Annotated in this window: 16 protein-coding genes; all 16 read left to right on the forward strand. The window is 54.4% G+C overall.

What is annotated here, in order from left to right:
* Window positions 1-307 precede the first annotated feature (307 nt).
* The 16 genes from rpsB to dnaE all read left to right on the forward strand — a co-directional run bounded on the left by rpsB (window position 308) and on the right by dnaE (window position 18,948).
* Entirely contained in the window at window positions 308-1,033 is a 726-nt protein-coding gene (gene rpsB / locus ACSEMK_RS10365) for a 30S ribosomal protein S2 (protein ID WP_004858107.1), read from the forward strand.
* 119 nt (window positions 1,034-1,152) lie between these two features.
* Window positions 1,153-2,004, forward strand: a complete 852-nt coding sequence (gene tsf, locus ACSEMK_RS10370) for a translation elongation factor Ts (protein ID WP_015368168.1) — start codon at window positions 1,153-1,155, stop codon at window positions 2,002-2,004.
* 150 nt (window positions 2,005-2,154) lie between these two features.
* Window positions 2,155-2,880, forward strand: a complete 726-nt coding sequence (pyrH, locus tag ACSEMK_RS10375) for a UMP kinase (protein ID WP_004098747.1) — start codon at window positions 2,155-2,157, stop codon at window positions 2,878-2,880.
* A gap of 150 nt (window positions 2,881-3,030) precedes the next feature.
* Window positions 3,031-3,588, forward strand: coding sequence for a ribosome recycling factor (frr, locus tag ACSEMK_RS10380; protein WP_015368165.1), 558 nt, complete (start codon window positions 3,031-3,033; stop codon window positions 3,586-3,588).
* Window positions 3,589-3,817: 229 nt separating this feature from the next.
* A complete protein-coding gene (ispC, locus tag ACSEMK_RS10385) occupies window positions 3,818-5,002 on the forward strand; it encodes a 1-deoxy-D-xylulose-5-phosphate reductoisomerase (protein WP_430914854.1) in 1,185 nt (394 codons plus the stop codon).
* Window positions 5,003-5,268: 266 nt separating this feature from the next.
* A complete protein-coding gene (gene ispU, locus ACSEMK_RS10390; protein ID WP_087860842.1) occupies window positions 5,269-6,030 on the forward strand; it encodes a (2E,6E)-farnesyl-diphosphate-specific ditrans,polycis-undecaprenyl-diphosphate synthase in 762 nt (253 codons plus the stop codon).
* A 12-nt stretch (window positions 6,031-6,042) separates the two neighbouring features.
* Window positions 6,043-6,900 carry a phosphatidate cytidylyltransferase gene (gene cdsA, locus ACSEMK_RS10395; RefSeq protein ID WP_087860841.1) on the forward strand — a complete coding sequence of 286 codons (858 nt, stop codon included), beginning with the start codon at window positions 6,043-6,045 and terminating at the stop codon, window positions 6,898-6,900.
* An 11-nt stretch (window positions 6,901-6,911) separates the two neighbouring features.
* On the forward strand, window positions 6,912-8,264 hold the full coding sequence (gene rseP, locus ACSEMK_RS10400; RefSeq protein ID WP_045390141.1) for a sigma E protease regulator RseP: 1,353 nt from the start codon (window positions 6,912-6,914) through the stop codon (window positions 8,262-8,264).
* Window positions 8,265-8,295: 31 nt separating this feature from the next.
* Complete coding sequence (gene bamA, locus ACSEMK_RS10405; RefSeq protein WP_045390143.1) at window positions 8,296-10,713, forward strand: outer membrane protein assembly factor BamA; 2,418 nt, start codon at window positions 8,296-8,298, stop codon at window positions 10,711-10,713.
* A 122-nt stretch (window positions 10,714-10,835) separates the two neighbouring features.
* Window positions 10,836-11,321, forward strand: coding sequence for a molecular chaperone Skp (gene skp, locus ACSEMK_RS10410; protein WP_087860839.1), 486 nt, complete (start codon window positions 10,836-10,838; stop codon window positions 11,319-11,321).
* A 3-nt stretch (window positions 11,322-11,324) separates the two neighbouring features.
* Window positions 11,325-12,350 carry a UDP-3-O-(3-hydroxymyristoyl)glucosamine N-acyltransferase gene (gene lpxD / locus ACSEMK_RS10415; RefSeq protein WP_271031953.1) on the forward strand — a complete coding sequence of 342 codons (1,026 nt, stop codon included), beginning with the start codon at window positions 11,325-11,327 and terminating at the stop codon, window positions 12,348-12,350.
* A gap of 106 nt (window positions 12,351-12,456) precedes the next feature.
* The gene (gene fabZ / locus ACSEMK_RS10420) at window positions 12,457-12,912 is read left to right on the forward strand and encodes a 3-hydroxyacyl-ACP dehydratase FabZ (RefSeq protein WP_004145858.1); all 456 of its coding nucleotides are present in this window, start codon (window positions 12,457-12,459) and stop codon (window positions 12,910-12,912) included.
* A 3-nt stretch (window positions 12,913-12,915) separates the two neighbouring features.
* On the forward strand, window positions 12,916-13,704 hold the full coding sequence (gene lpxA / locus ACSEMK_RS10425; protein WP_015368155.1) for an acyl-ACP--UDP-N-acetylglucosamine O-acyltransferase: 789 nt from the start codon (window positions 12,916-12,918) through the stop codon (window positions 13,702-13,704).
* Entirely contained in the window at window positions 13,704-14,852 is a 1,149-nt protein-coding gene (gene lpxB, locus ACSEMK_RS10430) for a lipid-A-disaccharide synthase (RefSeq protein WP_015368154.1), read from the forward strand. The genes lpxA and lpxB overlap by 1 nt, the downstream gene beginning before the upstream one ends.
* On the forward strand, window positions 14,849-15,448 hold the full coding sequence (gene rnhB / locus ACSEMK_RS10435; protein ID WP_015368153.1) for a ribonuclease HII: 600 nt from the start codon (window positions 14,849-14,851) through the stop codon (window positions 15,446-15,448). Before lpxB ends, rnhB begins: the two co-directional genes overlap by 4 nt.
* Before the next feature lie 17 nt (window positions 15,449-15,465).
* Window positions 15,466-18,948 carry a DNA polymerase III subunit alpha gene (gene dnaE, locus ACSEMK_RS10440; RefSeq protein ID WP_113374442.1) on the forward strand — a complete coding sequence of 1,161 codons (3,483 nt, stop codon included), beginning with the start codon at window positions 15,466-15,468 and terminating at the stop codon, window positions 18,946-18,948.
* Window positions 18,949-18,951 lie beyond the last annotated feature (3 nt).

An 18,951-nucleotide genomic window follows, 5' to 3' on the forward strand; every position in this document is an offset into this window, starting at 1 on the left:
GTGTCGATTTTTTCGACAATAATAGATTAAGTCCTGTCAATGGTAACAGTCCGGGTACGTTGGTGCCAAATTGAGAATCATTAACAGCACGCGACGTCAACAAGAGTTGGTGTCTGGCCAGGTTTTGTGGTATAAAGCGCGCCGGACTTCCGTTCCATCTCAGATACACAAGGATGGGCGTAAGCGACATACTCATATTGTGTAAATAACACACACGTATCGGCACATATTCCGGGGTGCCCTTTGGGGTCGGTAATATGGGATACGTGGAGGCATAACCCCAATTTAATCTATAGAGGTTTTAAACATGGCAACTGTTTCCATGCGCGACATGCTCAAGGCTGGTGTTCACTTTGGTCACCAGACCCGTTACTGGAACCCGAAAATGAAGCCTTTCATCTTCGGCGCGCGTAACAAAGTTCACATCATCAACCTTGAGAAAACTGTACCGATGTTCAACGAAGCTCTGGCTGAGCTGAACAAAATCTCTGCCCGTAAAGGCAAGATCCTGTTCGTTGGTACTAAGCGCGCTGCAAGCGAAGCGGTAAAAGAAGCTGCTAACAGCTGCGACCAGTTCTTCGTGAACCATCGCTGGCTGGGCGGTATGCTGACTAACTGGAAAACCGTTCGTCAGTCCATCAAACGTCTGAAAGACCTGGAAACTCAGTCCCAGGACGGTACTTTCGAGAAGCTGACCAAGAAAGAAGCGCTGATGCGCACTCGTGAGCTGGACAAGCTGGAAAACAGCCTGGGCGGTATCAAAGACATGGGCGGCCTGCCGGACGCACTGTTCGTTATCGACGCTGACCACGAGCACATCGCTATCAAAGAAGCAAACAACCTGGGTATCCCGGTATTTGCTATCGTTGATACCAACTCTGATCCGGACGGCGTAGACTTCGTTATCCCGGGTAACGACGATGCAATCCGCGCAGTTAGCCTGTACCTGGGCGCTGTTGCAGCTACCGTTCGTGAAGGTCGCTCTCAGGACCTGGCTTCTCAGGCGGAAGAAAGCTTCGTAGAAGCTGAATAATAAGGTTTAAGCCCTTATTAGTACCGTGTATGAATAGGGGCCAATTTTAGGCCCCTTTTTTCAATTTATGCTGTTTGGCCGCAGGCCGGGCAGTTTCCACATCTCCCGAGGATTTTAGAATGGCTGAAATTACCGCTTCCCTGGTAAAAGAGCTGCGCGAACGTACTGGCGCAGGCATGATGGATTGCAAAAAAGCACTGACTGAAGCTAATGGCGACATCGAGCTGGCAATCGAAAACATGCGTAAATCCGGCGCGATCAAAGCGGCGAAAAAAGCAGGCAACGTTGCTGCTGACGGCGTGATCAAAACCAAAATCGACGGCAACTACGGTTACATTCTGGAAGTTAACTGCCAGACTGACTTCGTTGCTAAAGATGGTGGTTTCCAGGCATTTGCTGACAAAGTACTGGACGCCGCTGTTGCTGGTAAAATCTCCGACGTTGAAGTTCTGAAAGCGCAGTTCGAAGAAGAACGTGTTGCCCTGGTTGCTAAAATCGGCGAGAACATCAACATCCGTCGTATCGCTATCCTGGAAGGCGACGTTCTGGGCAGCTACCAGCACGGTGCTCGCATCGGCGTTCTGGTTGCCGCTAAAGGCGCTGACGAAGAGCTGGTTAAGCAGCTGGCAATGCACGTTGCTGCAAGCAAGCCGGAATTCGTTAAGCCGGAAGACGTTTCTGCTGAAGTAGTAGAAAAAGAGTACCAGGTTCAGCTGGACATCGCGATGCAGTCCGGTAAGCCGAAAGAAATCGCAGAGAAAATGGTTGAAGGCCGCATGAAGAAATTCACCGGCGAAGTTTCTCTGACTGGTCAGCCTTTCGTTATGGAACCGAGCAAATCTGTTGGTCAGCTGCTGAAAGAGCACAACGCCGACGTTACTGGCTTCATCCGCTTTGAAGTGGGCGAAGGCATCGAGAAAGTTGAGACTGACTTTGCAGCAGAAGTTGCTGCGATGTCCAAGCAGTCTTAATTTTTAAAAAAAGGAGCCGCCTGAGGGCGGCTTCTTTTTGCGCCTCTCTTGTAAAATCAGCCAATCGCTTATAGTGACTGCGCTGAACGATGGCATACAATGTCGTCAGAATTAACTCATCTCAATCGTTGACAGTCTCAGGAAAGAAACATGGCTACCAATGCAAAACCCGTCTACAAACGTATTCTGCTGAAGTTAAGTGGCGAAGCTCTGCAGGGTTCAGAAGGCTTCGGTATTGATGCAAGCATACTTGACCGTATGGCTCAGGAAATCAAAGAACTGGTTGAACTGGGTATTCAGGTTGGCGTAGTGATTGGTGGCGGTAACCTGTTCCGTGGTGCTGGTCTGGCGAAAGCGGGTATGAACCGCGTTGTGGGCGACCACATGGGCATGCTGGCAACGGTCATGAACGGCCTGGCAATGCGTGATGCGCTCCATCGCGCCTATGTGAACGCTCGCCTGATGTCCGCAATCCCGCTGAACGGCGTGTGCGACAACTACAGCTGGGCGGAAGCGATTAGCCTGCTGCGTAACAATCGCGTGGTGATCCTCTCCGCGGGTACCGGCAACCCATTCTTTACCACCGACTCCGCAGCCTGCCTGCGCGGTATTGAAATCGAAGCCGACGTGGTTCTGAAAGCGACCAAGGTTGACGGCGTGTTTACCGCTGACCCGGCGAAAGATCCTTCCGCTACCATGTACGATCAGCTGACCTATAGCGAAGTGCTGGATAAAGAGCTGAAAGTGATGGATCTTGCCGCCTTCACCCTGGCGCGCGACCACAAACTGCCAATTCGCGTATTTAACATGAACAAACCAGGCGCGCTGCGTCGCGTGGTCATGGGCGAAAAAGAAGGCACGTTGATTACGGAATAATTCCCGTCGGCGCTAATTCCGGGTAATATTCCGCTTTACTTTAGCGGGGAAGTTGCCCGGTTAATTGAATTAATCAGGACTATACTTAGCTCACTTTCGCAGTGGGCGACCGTGTGGTCTGTCTGAGACAAGTTTTCAAGGATTCGTAACGTGATTAGCGATATCAGAAAAGATGCTGAAGTACGCATGGAAAAATGCGTTGAAGCATTCAAAAACCAAATCAGCAAAATTCGCACGGGCCGTGCTTCTCCAAGCCTGCTGGATGGCATCATCGTGGAATACTACGGCACGCCGACCCCGCTGCGCCAGCTGGCAAGCGTTACGGTGGAAGATTCCCGTACGCTGAAAATCAACGTCTTCGACCGCTCTATGAGCCCGGCCGTTGAAAAAGCGATTATGGCGTCTGACCTGGGTCTGAACCCAAGTTCTGCGGGTAGCGATATCCGCGTTCCGCTGCCGCCGCTGACTGAAGAACGTCGTAAAGATCTGACTAAGATCGTGCGTGGCGAAGCTGAGCAGGCGCGTGTCGCCGTGCGTAACGTTCGCCGTGACGCGAACGACAAAGTTAAAGCTCTGCTCAAAGAGAAAGAGATCAGCGAAGATGACGATCGCCGCTCTCAGGACGACGTGCAGAAAATGACTGACGCCGCCATTAAGAAAGTTGATGCGGCGCTGGCAGAGAAAGAAGCGGAACTGATGCAGTTCTGATTTTCTGCCGCTACGCAGGCCCGGGGCATTCGGGGCTGCGTAAAGTCTGAAACGCCGTACAGAAGACCGTACGCTCAATATTTGGGATTGCGTTAAAATCGCTGGCCTTGTAGCCTTCCTTTTTATACCGAAGGTCATTCGCCGCCGTTTTAGCCCCGAGGATTGATGCGTAAAGGGCTTGCTGGCGGCGTTTTGCTTTTTATCCTGTCACAATTCTTCTGGACGTCTCATGAAGCAATTAACCGTTCTCGGTTCGACCGGTTCAATCGGCTGCAGCACGTTGGACGTGGTGCGTCATAATCCCGAAAGCTTTTCCGTCGCCGCGCTGGTCGCGGGGAAAAATGTCGACCGTATGGTTGAACAATGTCTGGAATTTTCTCCCCGATTCGCGGTGATGGATGATGCGCAAAGCGCTGAGCGTTTGCGTACGCTGCTGCGTGAACAGGGCTGCCGCACCGAAGTGCTGAGCGGCAAGCAGGCGGCGGCTGATGTCGCGGCGCTGGATGAGGTCGATCAGGTGATGGCGGCCATCGTTGGCGCGGCCGGCCTGGCGCCGACGCTGGCGGCAATTCGCGCCGGCAAAACGGTACTGCTGGCGAACAAAGAGTCTCTGGTAACCTGCGGCCGCCTGTTTATGGACGCGGTTCAGCAGTATGGCGCTCGACTGTTGCCGGTTGATAGCGAACATAACGCGATTTTTCAGAGTTTGCCGGAAACAATTCAAAACCATCTGGGATACGCTGACCTGACGCAGAACGGCGTCTCGTCGATTCTGCTGACCGGTTCCGGTGGTCCTTTCCGGGAAACGGCGATTTCTGAGCTGGCGGCAATGACGCCGGATCAGGCTTGCCGCCACCCGAACTGGTCAATGGGACGCAAAATTTCCGTTGATTCCGCCACGATGATGAATAAAGGGCTGGAGTACATCGAAGCCCGCTGGCTGTTTAATGCCTCTGCGCAGCAGATGGAAGTCATTATTCATCCGCAATCGGTGATTCACTCCATGGTTCGCTATCAGGACGGTAGCGTATTGGCGCAATTAGGCGAGCCGGATATGCGCACACCGATCGCCCATACCATGGGCTGGCCGCAGCGCCTGAACTCCGGCGTTAAACCGTTGGACTTCTGTCAATTGAGCAACCTGAGCTTCTCGGCACCGGATTACGATCGCTATCCGTGCCTCAAGTTGGCGATGGACGCTTTTGATGTCGGCCAGGCGGCGACGACGGCGTTGAATGCCGCTAACGAAGTCTCGGTGGCGGCGTTTCTGAATAGTGAAATCCGCTTTACCGATATTGCGGCAGTGAACCAGACGGTGCTGGATAATATGGCGCTCAATGAACCGCAAAGCATTGATGAAGTGGTTGCAATTGATGCCGAAGCACGCGTCGCCGCACAGCGACAACTTCGATAACACATGGCGCAGGGGAGTCCCTACAACGCGTTGTGATATTTGTGGGCGCTGGGCTTCAGTGATATAGTCTGCGCCACCCGATCGTTGCATTTTGTTGTGAAAGATTACGGTGGCCGTGGCAAGACACGGCTTTTTTGCGTAAAGCTTTTGGTTGTTCTCTGCGATTGGCTGTAGCTCCGGCGCCGGATAAAAATGCGTATTCAGCGCTGCCCGGCGGCGTGTGTGTTGTGGCTAAGCTAATCCTTATTATGGACTTAAAACGCGTTATGTTGTCTGCTAATCAAACTGTCAGCAAAATGTCGCCTGCACATGGTTGTCGCCATGTCGCCATTATCATGGACGGCAACGGTCGTTGGGCGAAACAACAAGGTAAAATTCGCGCCTTTGGCCATAAAGCTGGAGCGAAATCTGTTCGTCGCGCGGTCTCCTTCGCGGCGAATAATGGTATTGAAGCATTAACGCTTTACGCATTCAGTAGTGAAAACTGGAACCGTCCGGCGCAGGAAGTGAGCGCGCTGATGGAACTGTTTGTCTGGGCGCTGGATAGCGAAGTAAAAAGCCTGCATCGTCACAATGTCCGCCTGCGGATTATCGGCGAGACGACGCGTTTTAATGCCCGGCTGCAGGAGCGCATCCGTAAGGCGGAGGCGCTAACGGCAAACAATACGGGGTTAACGCTGAATATCGCCGCTAATTACGGCGGCCGCTGGGATATTGTCCAGGGCGCGCGTCAACTGGCCGAACAGGTACAAAAAGGGTTGTTAAAACCTGAAGAGATCACGGAAGAGATGCTTAGCCAGCAGGTGTGTATGCATGAACTGGCTCCCGTTGATTTAGTTATTAGGACCGGGGGAGAGCACCGAATAAGTAACTTTTTGATTTGGCAAATTGCCTATGCCGAACTTTACTTTACGGATGTTCTTTGGCCCGATTTTGCTGAACAGGACTTTGAAGGTGCACTCCATGCATTCGTTAGTCGAGAGCGTCGTTTTGGCGGCACAGAAGAGCCGGGTGGCAGTCATGCCTGATGGGGGTCACTTTTGCTGAAGTATCGCCTGATTTCCGCTTTCGTTTTAATTCCCGTCGTTATTGCGGCGCTTTTTCTATTGCCGCCCGCGGGCTTTGCTATCGTCACCCTGGTCGTTTGTATGCTCGCCGCGTGGGAGTGGGGGCAATTAAGCGGTTTTACCTCAACGACGCAGCGCGTGTGGCTTGCGGTGCTTTGCGGCCTGCTGCTGGCGCTGATGCTCTTTATGTTGCCCGAATACCACTATGACGCGCATCAACCGATGGTTGAGGGATCGTTATGGGCCTCGTTTGGCTGGTGGATTGTCGCGCTGGTGCTGGTCCTCTCTTATCCGGCCTCGGCGGCGTTGTGGCGCCATTCAAAAGCGTTGCGTCTGATCTTCGGCTTGCTGACTATCGTCCCGTTTTTTTGGGGCATGCTGGCGCTGCGCGCATGGCATTACGCCGATAACCACTATAGCGGCGCGGTGTGGTTGCTGTACGTCATGATTCTGGTGTGGGGTGCGGATTCCGGCGCCTACATGTTCGGTAAAATGTTCGGAAAGCATAAGCTGGCGCCGAAGGTTTCTCCGGGTAAAACCTGGCAGGGCTTCTTCGGCGGCCTGTTGACGGCAGCCGTTATCTCTTGGGTTTATGGCGTATGGGCTCATCTGGATGTCACCCCAACCGTGTTGCTGATTTGCTCGGTGGTGGCGGCGCTGGCTTCAGTGCTGGGCGATTTGACGGAAAGTATGTTTAAACGTGAAGCCGGCATCAAGGATAGCGGGCATCTGATCCCTGGACATGGCGGTATTTTAGATCGCATTGATAGCCTGACGGCTGCGGTGCCGGTGTTCGCTTGTCTGCTGTTGTTAGTCTTCAGGACGATTTGACGGAAGGTTTTATGCTGAGCGTTCTCTGGAATTTGGCCGCTTTTATTATTGCGCTTGGCGTACTGATCACCGTGCACGAGTTCGGCCATTTCTGGGTGGCTCGTCGATGCGGCGTGCGCGTTGAACGTTTTTCCATTGGTTTTGGTAAAGCGCTGTGGCGCCGCGTGGATAAGCAGGGGACCGAGTTTGTTATCGCGCTGATCCCGCTCGGCGGTTATGTGAAGATGCTCGACGAACGCGTCGAACCGGTGGCGCCGGAAATGCGTCACTACGCTTTCAATAATAAAACCGTTGGTCAGCGCGCGGCCATCATTGCCGCAGGCCCTATCGCCAACTTCATTTTTGCCATCTTTGCCTACTGGCTGGTGTTTATCATCGGCGTCCCTGGCGTGCGTCCGGTTGTTGATGAAATATCGCCCAATTCCATCGCTGCGCAAGCACAAATTGCAAAAGGAATGGAACTTAAAGCGATAGATGGCATCGAAACGCCTGATTGGGATGCAGTACGTATGGCGTTAGTCGCGAAGATTGGCGACCAACAAACAATACTTACCGTCGCCCCTTTCGGGACGAACCAACGTCAGGATAAAATCCTCGACCTGCGGCACTGGGCGTTTGAGCCGGATAAGCAAGATCCGGTGGCCTCGCTGGGCATCAAGCCGCGTAGTGCGCAGATTGATACCGCGCTGGCTGAGGTACAATCTCAGTCGGCCGCGCAGAAAGCAGGTTTGCAAGCGGGAGACAGGATCGTTAAAGTCGATGGTCAACCGTTAACGCAGTGGATGACGTTTGTTAATCTGGTGCGTGACAATCCGGGCAAGGCGCTGGCTCTGGAGGTCGACAGACAAGGTACGCCGCTGTCGTTGACCCTGACTCCGGATACGAAGTCGGTAAAAGGCAAGGCTGAAGGGTTTGCAGGGGTAGTGCCAAAAGTTATCCCGCTGCCTGATGAATACAAGACAGTGCGTCAGTACGGGCCGTTTGCCGCCATCGCCGAAGCCACGGATAAAACCTGGCAACTGATGTCGTTAACGGTCAGGATGCTGGGCAAATTGATAACCGGTGATGTCAAACTGAACAACCTCAGTGGGCCGATCTCTATCGCTCAGGGGGCTGGAATGTCAGCGGAATTTGGGTTGATTTACTATCTGATGTTCCTTGCGCTGATTAGCGTGAACCTCGGAATAATCAACTTGTTCCCGCTACCCGTCCTCGACGGGGGGCATCTGCTGTTTTTAGCGATTGAAAAGCTGAAGGGCGGGCCGGTATCCGAGCGAGTTCAAGACTTTAGTTATCGCATTGGCTCAATACTGCTGGTGCTGTTAATGGGGCTTGCACTTTTCAATGATTTCTCTCGGTTGTAAGAGAGTTTGTTAGGAAGAACGCATAATAACGATGGCGATGAAAAAGTTGCTCATAGCGTCGCTGCTGTTTAGCAGCGCGACTGTATACGGTGCTGAAGGGTTCGTGGTGAAGGACATTCATTTCGAAGGCTTGCAGCGTGTCGCTGTTGGTGCGGCCCTCCTCAGCATGCCAGTGCGTCCTGGCGATACGGTGACCGATGATGATATCAGTAACACCATTCGCGCTCTGTTTGCCACTGGCAACTTTGAGGACGTCCGCGTCCTGCGCGATGGTGATACCCTGCTGGTGCAGGTGAAAGAGCGCCCAACAATTGCGAGCATTACCTTCTCCGGCAACAAGTCGGTGAAGGATGACATGCTCAAGCAAAACCTTGAGGCATCCGGCGTTCGCGTTGGGGAATCTCTCGATCGCACCAAGCTTGCCGATATCGAAAAAGGGCTGGAAGATTTCTACTACAGCGTCGGTAAATATAGCGCCAGCGTAAAAGCTGTCGTGACGCCGCTGCCGCGTAACCGCGTCGACCTGAAACTGGTTTTCCAGGAAGGCGTCTCGGCGAAAATCCAGCAGATTAACATTGTCGGTAACCACGCATTCACCACTGACGAACTGATCTCACACTTCCAACTGCGCGATGAAGTACCGTGGTGGAACGTCGTCGGCGATCGTAAATACCAGAAACAGAAACTGGCGGGCGACCTTGAAACCCTGCGCAGCTACTATCTGGATCGCGGTTACGCGCGTTTCAACATCGATTCGACGCAGGTTAGCCTGACGCCGGACAAGAAAGGCATCTATATCACCGTTAACATCACCGAAGGCGAACAGTACAAGCTCTCCGGCGTGCAGATAACGGGCGATCTGGCGGGCCATTCGGCGGAAATCGAATCGCTGACCAAAATTGAGCCGGGCGAGCTGTATAACGGCACCAAAGTGACCAAAATGGAGAATGATATTAAGAAACTCCTCGGTCGCTATGGTTACGCCTATCCGCGCGTCCAGTCGCAGCCGGAAATCAACGACACGGATAAAACCGTGAAGCTGCACATTAACGTTGATGCTGGTAACCGCTACTATGTGCGTAAAATTCGCTTCGAAGGTAACGACACCTCCAAAGATTCCGTACTGCGCCGCGAAATGCGCCAGATGGAAGGGGCGTGGCTGGGCAGCGACCTGGTTGACCAGGGTAAAGACCGTCTTAACCGTTTAGGTTATTTCGAAACCGTCGATACCGATACCCAGCGCGTGCCGGGTAGCCCGGATCAGGTCGATGTCGTTTACAAGGTAAAAGAGCGTAACACCGGTAGCCTGAACTTCGGTATCGGTTACGGTACCGAAAGCGGCGTCAGCTTCCAGGCGGGCGTACAGCAGGATAACTGGTTAGGTACGGGTTACTCGGTTGGCATCAACGGGACCAAGAACGACTACCAGACCTACGCTGAACTGTCGGTCACCAACCCGTACTTCACCGTAGACGGCGTGAGCCTCGGCGGCCGCCTCTTCTATAACGACTTCGATGCGAATGACGCGGATCTGTCTGACTATACCAACAAAAGCTATGGTACAGACGTCACCCTCGGCTTCCCGATCAACGAATACAACTCGCTGCGTGCAGGTTTAGGTTATGTTCATAACTCCCTGTCCAACATGCAGCCGCAGGTGGCGATGGATCGTTACCTTGACTCTGTAGGGTCAGACAGCACCGGCAGCTTTACCGCGAATGACTTCACCTTTAACTACGGCTGGACCTATAACAAGCTGGACCGTGGTTACTTCCCAACGGAAGGTTCGCGCGTCAACCTGAACGGTAAAGTGACCATTCCGGGGTCAGACAACGAATACTACAAAGCGACGTTGGATACCGCAACGTACGTGCCGATCGATGACGATCACCAGTGGGTTGTACTGGGTCGTACCCGACTGGGTTATGGGGACGGTATCGGCAGCAAAGAGATGCCGTTCTATGAGAACTTCTACGCCGGTGGTTCAAGTACCGTGCGTGGCTTCCAGTCGAACACTATCGGCCCGAAAGCGGTCTATAAATCCGGGGCTTATGCCGGAGATAATAACGACTACGAAGAATGTTCCAACTCTGATGGTTCATACTGTAAATCAGACGATGCGGTCGGCGGTAACGCCATGGCGGTCGCCAGCCTGGAGCTGATTACCCCGACGCCGTTTATCAGCGATAAATATGCGAACTCGGTACGTACCTCCATTTTCTGGGATATGGGTACCGTGTGGGATACTAACTGGGAAAATACTGCGGCGACTCGAGCAGCAGGCGTGCCTGACTACAGCGATCCGAACAACATTCGTATGTCTGCGGGTATCGCGGTACAGTGGATGTCGCCGTTGGGGCCGTTGGTCTTCTCCTACGCCCAACCGTTTAAAAAGTACGATGGAGACAAAGCCGAGCAGTTCCAGTTTAACATTGGTAAAACCTGGTAATTGTTGGCAACAACGGAATGTAAGTGCAGTATAGCGCTGACTGTAGGCGATAGCGGATGCTATCGCCTGGCCACGCAAATAACGGTACCCCTGGGTACTCATGGGATGGTAAGGAGTCAATTGTGAAAAAGTGGTTATTAGCTGCAGGTCTGGGTTTAGCAATGGTAACTTCCGCTCAGGCGGCAGATAAAATTGCAATGGTTAACATGAACAACCTGTTCCAACAGGTAGCCCAGAAAACTGGCGTTTCCAACACGCTGGAAAATGAGTTCAAAGGCCGCGCTAGCGAACTGCAGCGTTTGGAAGGCGATCTGCAGTCCAAAATGCAGCGTCTGCAGTCTATGAAACCGGGCGCAGATCGTAGCAAGCTGGAAAAAGACGTGATGTCTCAGCGTCAGTCCTTCGCGCAGAAAGCACAGGCTTTTGAGCAGGATCGCGCACGTCGTTCCAACGAAGAACGTGGCAAACTGGTTACCCGTATCCAGACCGCCGTTCAGAGCGTAGCGAAAGATCAGAGCATCGATCTGGTTGTTGACTCTAATGCCGTCGCATACAACAGCAGCGATGTGAAAGACATCACAGCTGATGTACTGAAACAGGTTAAATAAGTAATGCCTTCAATTCGACTGGCTGACTTAGCACAGCAGTTGGATGCAGAGTTACACGGTGATGGCGATATCGTCATCACCGGCGTTGCGTCCATGCAGAGCGCTAAAGCAGGCCAAATTACTTTCATGGTAAATCCTAAATACCGTGAACACCTGGCCGCTTGCCAGGCCTCCGCCGTTGTGATGACGCCGGACGATTTACCCTTTGCCCACGGCGCCGCGCTGGTAGTGCGTAATCCCTACCTGACCTACGCGCGCATGGCTCAAATTTTAGATACCACGCCGCAGCCGGCGAAAGACATCGCGCCAAGCGCGGTGATCGATCCCACGGCGAAGCTGGGTGACAACGTCTCCGTTGGCGCAAATGCCGTTATCGAATCCGGCGTGGTGCTGGGTGATAACGTGGTTATCGGCGCAGGCTGCTTCGTTGGCAAAAATAGCAAAATCGGCGCCGGCTCGCGTTTATGGGCCAACGTTACCGTTTACCATGAGATTGAGATCGGTGAAAATTGCCTGATCCAGTCCAGTACGGTGATCGGCGCGGACGGTTTCGGTTACGCTAACGATCGCGGTAATTGGGTGAAGATCCCGCAGCTTGGTCGCGTTATTATTGGCGATCGCGTGGAGATCGGCGCCTGTACCACCATCGATCGCGGCGCGCTGGACGATACCGTGATCGGCAATGGCGTTATCATTGATAACCAGTGCCAGATTGCGCACAACGTGGTGATTGGCGACAATACCGCCGTCGCTGGCGGCGTGATTATGGCCGGCAGCCTGAAAATTGGCCGTTACTGCATGATTGGCGGCGCCAGCGTGATTAACGGCCATATGGAAATCTGCGATAAAGTCACCGTTACCGGGATGGGGATGGTTATGCGTCCTATCTCTGAACCTGGCGTCTATTCCTCAGGTATTCCGCTACAGCCGAACAAGGCGTGGCGTAAAACTGCGGCGCTGGTGATGAATATTGACGAGATGAGCAAGCGCCTGAAAGCGGTTGAGCGCAAGGTTAATCAACAAGACTAATTCATCATTCGGTCACGTTACATTCCCGGCCTGTTGCATTCGTTAATAAGATTGCCGCAGGCCGTGTTATTATTGCCTTTTAGTATATTTAGACAGGAAGAGTATTTTGACTACTGACACTCATACTCTGCACATTGAAGAGATTCTGGAACTTCTGCCTCACCGTTACCCGTTCCTGCTGGTAGACCGCGTGCTGGATTTTGAAGAAGGTCGTTTTCTGCGCGCAGTAAAAAATGTTTCCGTAAACGAGCCGTTTTTCCAGGGGCATTTCCCTGGTAAGCCGATTTTACCTGGCGTTCTGATTCTGGAAGCGATGGCGCAGGCCACCGGCATTCTGGCATTTAAAAGCGTTGGAAAACTTGAGCCGGGCGAGCTGTACTACTTCGCGGGTATCGATGAAGCGCGTTTCAAACGTCCGGTAGTACCAGGCGATCAGATGATTATGGAAGTCACTTTTGAGAAAACCCGTCGCGGCCTGACCCGTTTCAAAGGCGTTGCGCTGGTTGACGGTAAAGTGGTTTGCGAAGCGACGATGATGTGTGCGCGTAGCCGGGAGGCCTGATACGTGATTGATAAAACCGCCTTTATTCATCCTACCGCCATTGTAGAAGAAGGCGCCGTCATTGGCGCTAACGTTCACATTGGTCCGTTTTGTATTGTGGGCGCCAACGTCGAAATTGGCGAGGGCACCGTACTGAAGTCTCATGTTGTCGTGAATGGCCACACAAAAATTGGTCGCGACAATGAGATCTATCAGTTCGCATCTATCGGTGAAGTCAACCAGGATCTGAAATATGCTGGCGAGCCGACCCGAGTGGAAATTGGCGATCGCAACCGCATTCGCGAAAGCGTCACCATTCATCGCGGTACAGTACAGGGCGGTGGATTAACGAAGGTGGGCAGCGATAACCTGCTGATGATCAACGCCCACGTGGCGCATGATTGTACGCTTGGCGACCGCTGCATTCTGGCCAACAACGCGACGCTGGCCGGTCACGTATCTCTGGATGATTTCGTCATCATTGGCGGCATGACTGCAGTACATCAGTTCTGCATCATCGGCGCGCACGTTATGGTAGGCGGCTGCTCCGGCGTCGCTCAGGACGTTCCGCCGTTCGTGATTGCCCAGGGCAACCACGCCACGCCGTTTGGCGTCAACATCGAAGGTCTGAAACGCCGCGGCTTTAGCCGTGAAGCGATTACCGCGATTCGTAACGCCTATAAACTGCTGTACCGCAGCGGCAAAACGCTGGACGAAGCCAAGCCGGAAATCGCCGAACTGGCGGCTCAGCATCCCGAAGTTCAGCCGTTTGTCGATTTCTTCGCCCGTTCAACTCGCGGCTTGATTCGTTAATGGCCGAACAGCGTCCCCTGACGATTGCCCTGGTCGCCGGAGAAACCTCCGGCGATATTCTTGGCGCCGGTCTCATCCGCGCCCTCAAAGCACGCGTCCCTGATGCGCGCTTTGTCGGCGTGGCGGGGCCGCTGATGCAGGCGGAAGGATGCGAAGCCTGGTACGAAATGGAAGAGCTGGCGGTGATGGGCATTGTTGAAGTGCTTGGTCGTCTGCGCCGCTTACTGCATATTCGTGCCGATTTAACGCGCCGCTTCGGCGAACTGCGTCCCGATGTCTTCGTTGGCATCGACGCCCCTGATTTCAATATTACCCTCGAAGGTAACCTGAAAAAGCAGGGCATCAAAACCATTCATTACGTCAGCCCGTCCGTTTGGGCATGGCGACAAAAACGCGTTTTCAAAATTGGCAGATCCACCGATCTGGTTCTGGCATTCCTGCCTTTCGAAAAAGCGTTTTACGACAGATTTAACGTTCCCTGCCGTTTCATCGGCCACACCATGGCGGATGCCATGCCGCTGGATCCTGACAAGGGCGCGGCACGTGACCGTCTGGGTATCCCGCATGATGTTCACTGCCTGGCGCTGCTGCCCGGTAGCCGCGGCGCGGAGGTCGAAATGCTCAGCGCCGACTTCCTGAAAACCGCGCAGCTTCTGCGTGGTACCTATCCCGATCTGCAGGTTGTGGTGCCGCTGGTCAATGCGAAACGGCGGGAACAGTTTGAACGAATAAAAGCGGAGACGGCGCCGGATATGACGGTGCACATGCTGGACGGTCAGGCGCGCGATGCGATGATCGCCAGTGATGCTGCGCTGCTGGCCTCGGGGACGGCGGCGCTGGAGTGCATGCTGGCGAAATGCCCGATGGTCGTTGGCTACCGTATGAAGCCGTTTACCTTCTGGCTGGCGAAGCGGTTGGTGAAAACCGATTATGTTTCCTTGCCAAATCTGCTGGCCGGGCGCGAGCTGGTGAAAGAGCTGCTACAGGATGAATGCGAGCCGCAGGCGCTGGCCGCCGCCTTGAAGCCGCTGTTGGCCGACGGCAAAACCAGCCACGATATGCATGATACTTTCCGCGCGCTGCATCAGCAGATCCGCTGCAACGCGGACGAGCAGGCGGCGGACGCAGTACTGGAGTTAGCAAAATGATGGAGTTCGTTTATCCACATACCCATCTGGTCGCCGGTGTCGATGAGGTTGGCCGCGGGCCGCTGGTCGGCGCGGTGGTCACTGCCGCGGTAATCCTGGACCCACGCAAGCCGATCGTAGGCCTCAACGACTCTAAAAAATTAAGCGAAAAGCGCCGCCTGGCGCTGTTCGATGAAATCAAAGACAAAGCGCTGTGCTGGAGCCTGGGTCGCGCCGAGCCGCATGAAATCGACGAGCTGAACATCCTGCACGCCACGATGCTGGCGATGCAGCGTGCCGTCGCTGGTCTGAGTATTACCCCTGAGTTCGTGCTTATCGACGGCAACCGCTGTCCATCGCTACCGATGCCGTCGCAGGCGGTAGTGAAAGGCGATAGCCGGGTGGCGGAAATCAGCGCAGCGTCTATTCTGGCTAAAGTCACTCGCGACGCCGAAATGGCTACGCTGGATATTGCATTTCCGCAATACGGTTTTGCCCAGCACAAAGGCTATCCTACCGTTGTACATCTGCAAAAACTGCAGGAACACGGCGCAACAGAGCACCACCGGCGTAGCTTCGGCCCGGTGAAACGCGCGCTGGGCCTGGCGTCCAACTAAGTCACTGGGATTTAAAGATGTCTGAACCACGTTTCGTACACCTGCGGGTGCACAGCGACTATTCCATGATCGATGGGCTGGCGAAAACCGGGCCGCTGGTGAAAAAGGCGGCTGCTCTAGGCATGCCTGCGCTGGCGATCACCGATTTTACCAACCTCTGCGGTCTGGTTAAGTTCTACGGAACGGGCCATGGCGCCGGGATTAAGCCCATTGTCGGCGCTGACTTCCATGTTCAGTGCGATCTGCTTGGCGATGAATTCAGCGAGCTGACGGTTTTAGCGGCCAACAATACCGGCTATCAGAACCTGACGCTGCTCATTTCTCGTGCCTATCAGCGCGGCTATGGCGCGCTGGGGCCATGGATCGATCGCGACTGGCTGGTTGAGCATCAGGAAGGGCTGATTCTGCTGTCCGGCGGGCGTAAAGGCGACGTTGGCGTCAGCCTGATCCGCGGAAACATGCCGCTGGTAGAGCAGTGTCTCGCCTTCTATCAACAACATTTTCCGGATCGCTACTATCTGGAGCTGATCCGTACCGGTCGTCAGGACGAAGAAAGCTATCTTCATGCCGCGGTTCAACTGGCGGAGGAGCATGGTTTGCCGGTAGTGGCGACCAACGATGTGCGCTTCCTGGAAACCGGCGACTTCGACGCTCATGAAATTCGCGTCGCCATTCACGATGGCTTCACCCTCGACGATCCGAAGCGTCCGCGCAACTACTCGCCGCAGCAATATATGCGCAGCGAGGAGGAGATGTGCGAGCTATTTGCCGATATCCCGGAAGCGCTGGAAAACACCGTTGAGATCGCCAAACGCTGCAACGTTACCGTGCGCCTTGGCGAATACTTCCTGCCGCAGTTCCCGACCGGCGACATGACCACCGAAGATTTCCTGGTAATGAAGTCGAAAGAGGGGCTGGAAGAGCGTCTCGAATTCCTGTTCCCGGATCCCGAAGAGCGCGCTAAGCGTCGCCCGGAATATGACCAACGTCTGGATGTCGAACTGCAGGTTATCAACCAGATGGGGTTCCCTGGCTACTTCCTGATCGTCATGGAATTTATCCAGTGGTCGAAAGATAACGGCGTGCCGGTAGGGCCGGGACGCGGTTCCGGCGCCGGCTCGCTGGTAGCCTACGCGCTGAAAATTACCGACCTTGACCCGCTGGAGTTTGACCTGCTGTTCGAACGTTTCCTTAACCCGGAACGTGTTTCGATGCCCGACTTCGACGTCGATTTCTGCATGGAGAAACGCGACCAGGTGATTGAGCACGTTGCGGATATGTATGGCCGCGACGCGGTATCGCAGATCATCACCTTCGGCACCATGGCGGCGAAGGCGGTTATTCGCGACGTGGGCCGCGTGCTGGGCCACCCGTATGGCTTTGTTGACCGAATCTCCAAGCTGGTGCCGCCGGATCCTGGCATGACGCTGGCGAAAGCCTTTGAAGCGGAACCGCAGCTGCCGGAAATCTACGAAGCGGACGAAGAAGTTAAAGCGCTGATTGATATGGCGCGTAAGCTTGAAGGCGTGACGCGTAACGCCGGTAAGCATGCGGGCGGCGTGGTTATCGCGCCGACCAAAATCACCGATTTCGCGCCGCTGTACTGCGATGAGCAGGGGCTGCACCCGGTTACCCAGTTTGATAAGAACGACGTTGAATATGCCGGGCTGGTAAAATTCGACTTCCTCGGCCTGCGTACGCTGACCATCATCAACTGGGCGCTGGAGATGATCAATAAGCGCCGGGCGAAGAACGGCGAAGGGCCGCTGGACATCGCCGCGATTCCGCTGGATGACAAGAAAAGCTTCGACATGCTGCAGCGCTCGGAAACCACCGCGGTCTTCCAGCTTGAATCGCGCGGCATGAAAGATCTGATTAAACGTCTGCAGCCTGACTGCTTCGAAGACATGATCGCACTGGTGGCCCTGTTCCGTCCGGGCCCGCTGCAGTCGGGGATGGTAGATAACTTTATCGACCGTAAGCACGGCCGTGAAGAGATTTCCTACCCGGATGTGCAGTGGCAGCACGAATGTCTGAAACCCGTACTGGAGCCGACTTACGGCATCATCCTGTACCAGGAACAGGTCATGCAGATTGCCCAGGAGCTCTCTGGTTATACCCTCGGCGGCGCGGATATGCTGCGTCGTGCGATGGGTAAGAAAAAGCCGGAAGAGATGGCCAAGCAGCGCGGCACCTTTGAAGAAGGGGCGAAAAAGCGCGGCGTGGACGGCGAACTGGCGATGAAAATCTTTGACCTGGTGGAGAAATTCGCCGGTTATGGATTTAACAAATCCCACTCCGCCGCCTATGCGCTGGTTTCCTACCAGACGCTATGGCTGAAAGCCCACTATCCGGCCGAGTTTATGGCGGCGGTAATGACCGCCGATATGGACAACACCGAGAAGGTGGTGGGCCTGGTCGATGAATGCTGGCGCATGGGGCTTAAAATCCTGCCGCCGGACATCAACTCCGGTCTGTATCATTTCCACGTCAACGACGACGGGGAAATCGTGTATGGTATCGGCGCCATTAAGGGCGTCGGCGAAGGCCCGATTGAAGCCATCATCGAAGCGCGTAACAATGGCGGCTACTTCCGCGAGCTGTTTGACCTGTGCGCCCGTACCGATATCAAAAAACTCAATCGCCGGGTACTGGAAAAACTGATTATGTCCGGGGCGTTCGACCGCCTCGGCCCACATCGCGCGGCGCTGATGAACTCGCTGAACGATGCGCTGAAAGCCGCCGATCAGCACGCCAAAGCCGAAGCGATTGGTCAGGCGGATATGTTCGGCGTGCTGGCGGAAGAGCCGGAGCAAATCGAGCAATCCTACGCCAGCTGCCAGCCGTGGCCGGAGCAGGTGGTGCTGGATGGTGAAAGGGAAACGCTGGGGCTGTACCTGACCGGCCACCCGATTAACCAATACCTGAAAGAGATCGAACGCTACGTTGGGGGCGTGAGACTCAAAGACATGCACCCGACCGATCGTGGTAAAGTGACCACGGCGGCGGGTCTGGTTATTGCTGCGCGGGTAATGGTCACCAAGCGCGGCAATCGTATCGGCATCTGTACGTTGGATGACCGTTCCGGGCGTCTGGAGGTGATGTTATTCACCGACGCTCTGGATAAATACCAGCAGTTGCTGGAAAAAGACCGCATACTTATCGTCAGCGGACAGGTCAGCTTTGATGACTTCAGCGGGGGCCTTAAAATGACTGCCCGTGAAGTCATGGATATTGACGAAGCCCGGGAAAAATATGCTCGCGGGCTTGCTATCTCGCTGACGGACAGGCAAATTGATGACCAGCTTTTAAACCGACTCCGTCAGTCTCTGGAACCCCACCGTTCGGGAACCATTCCAGTACACCTCTATTATCAGAGGGCGGATGCGCGCGCGCGGTTGCGTTTTGGCGCAACATGGCGCGTCTCTCCGAGCGATCGTTTACTTAACGATCTGCGTGGCCTTATCGGCTCGGAGCAGGTGGAACTGGAGTTTGACTAATAC

This window comes from Klebsiella sp. K-3, assembly GCF_051207495.1.
In the GTDB taxonomy this organism is placed as follows: Bacteria; Pseudomonadota; Gammaproteobacteria; order Enterobacterales; family Enterobacteriaceae; genus Klebsiella; species Klebsiella aerogenes.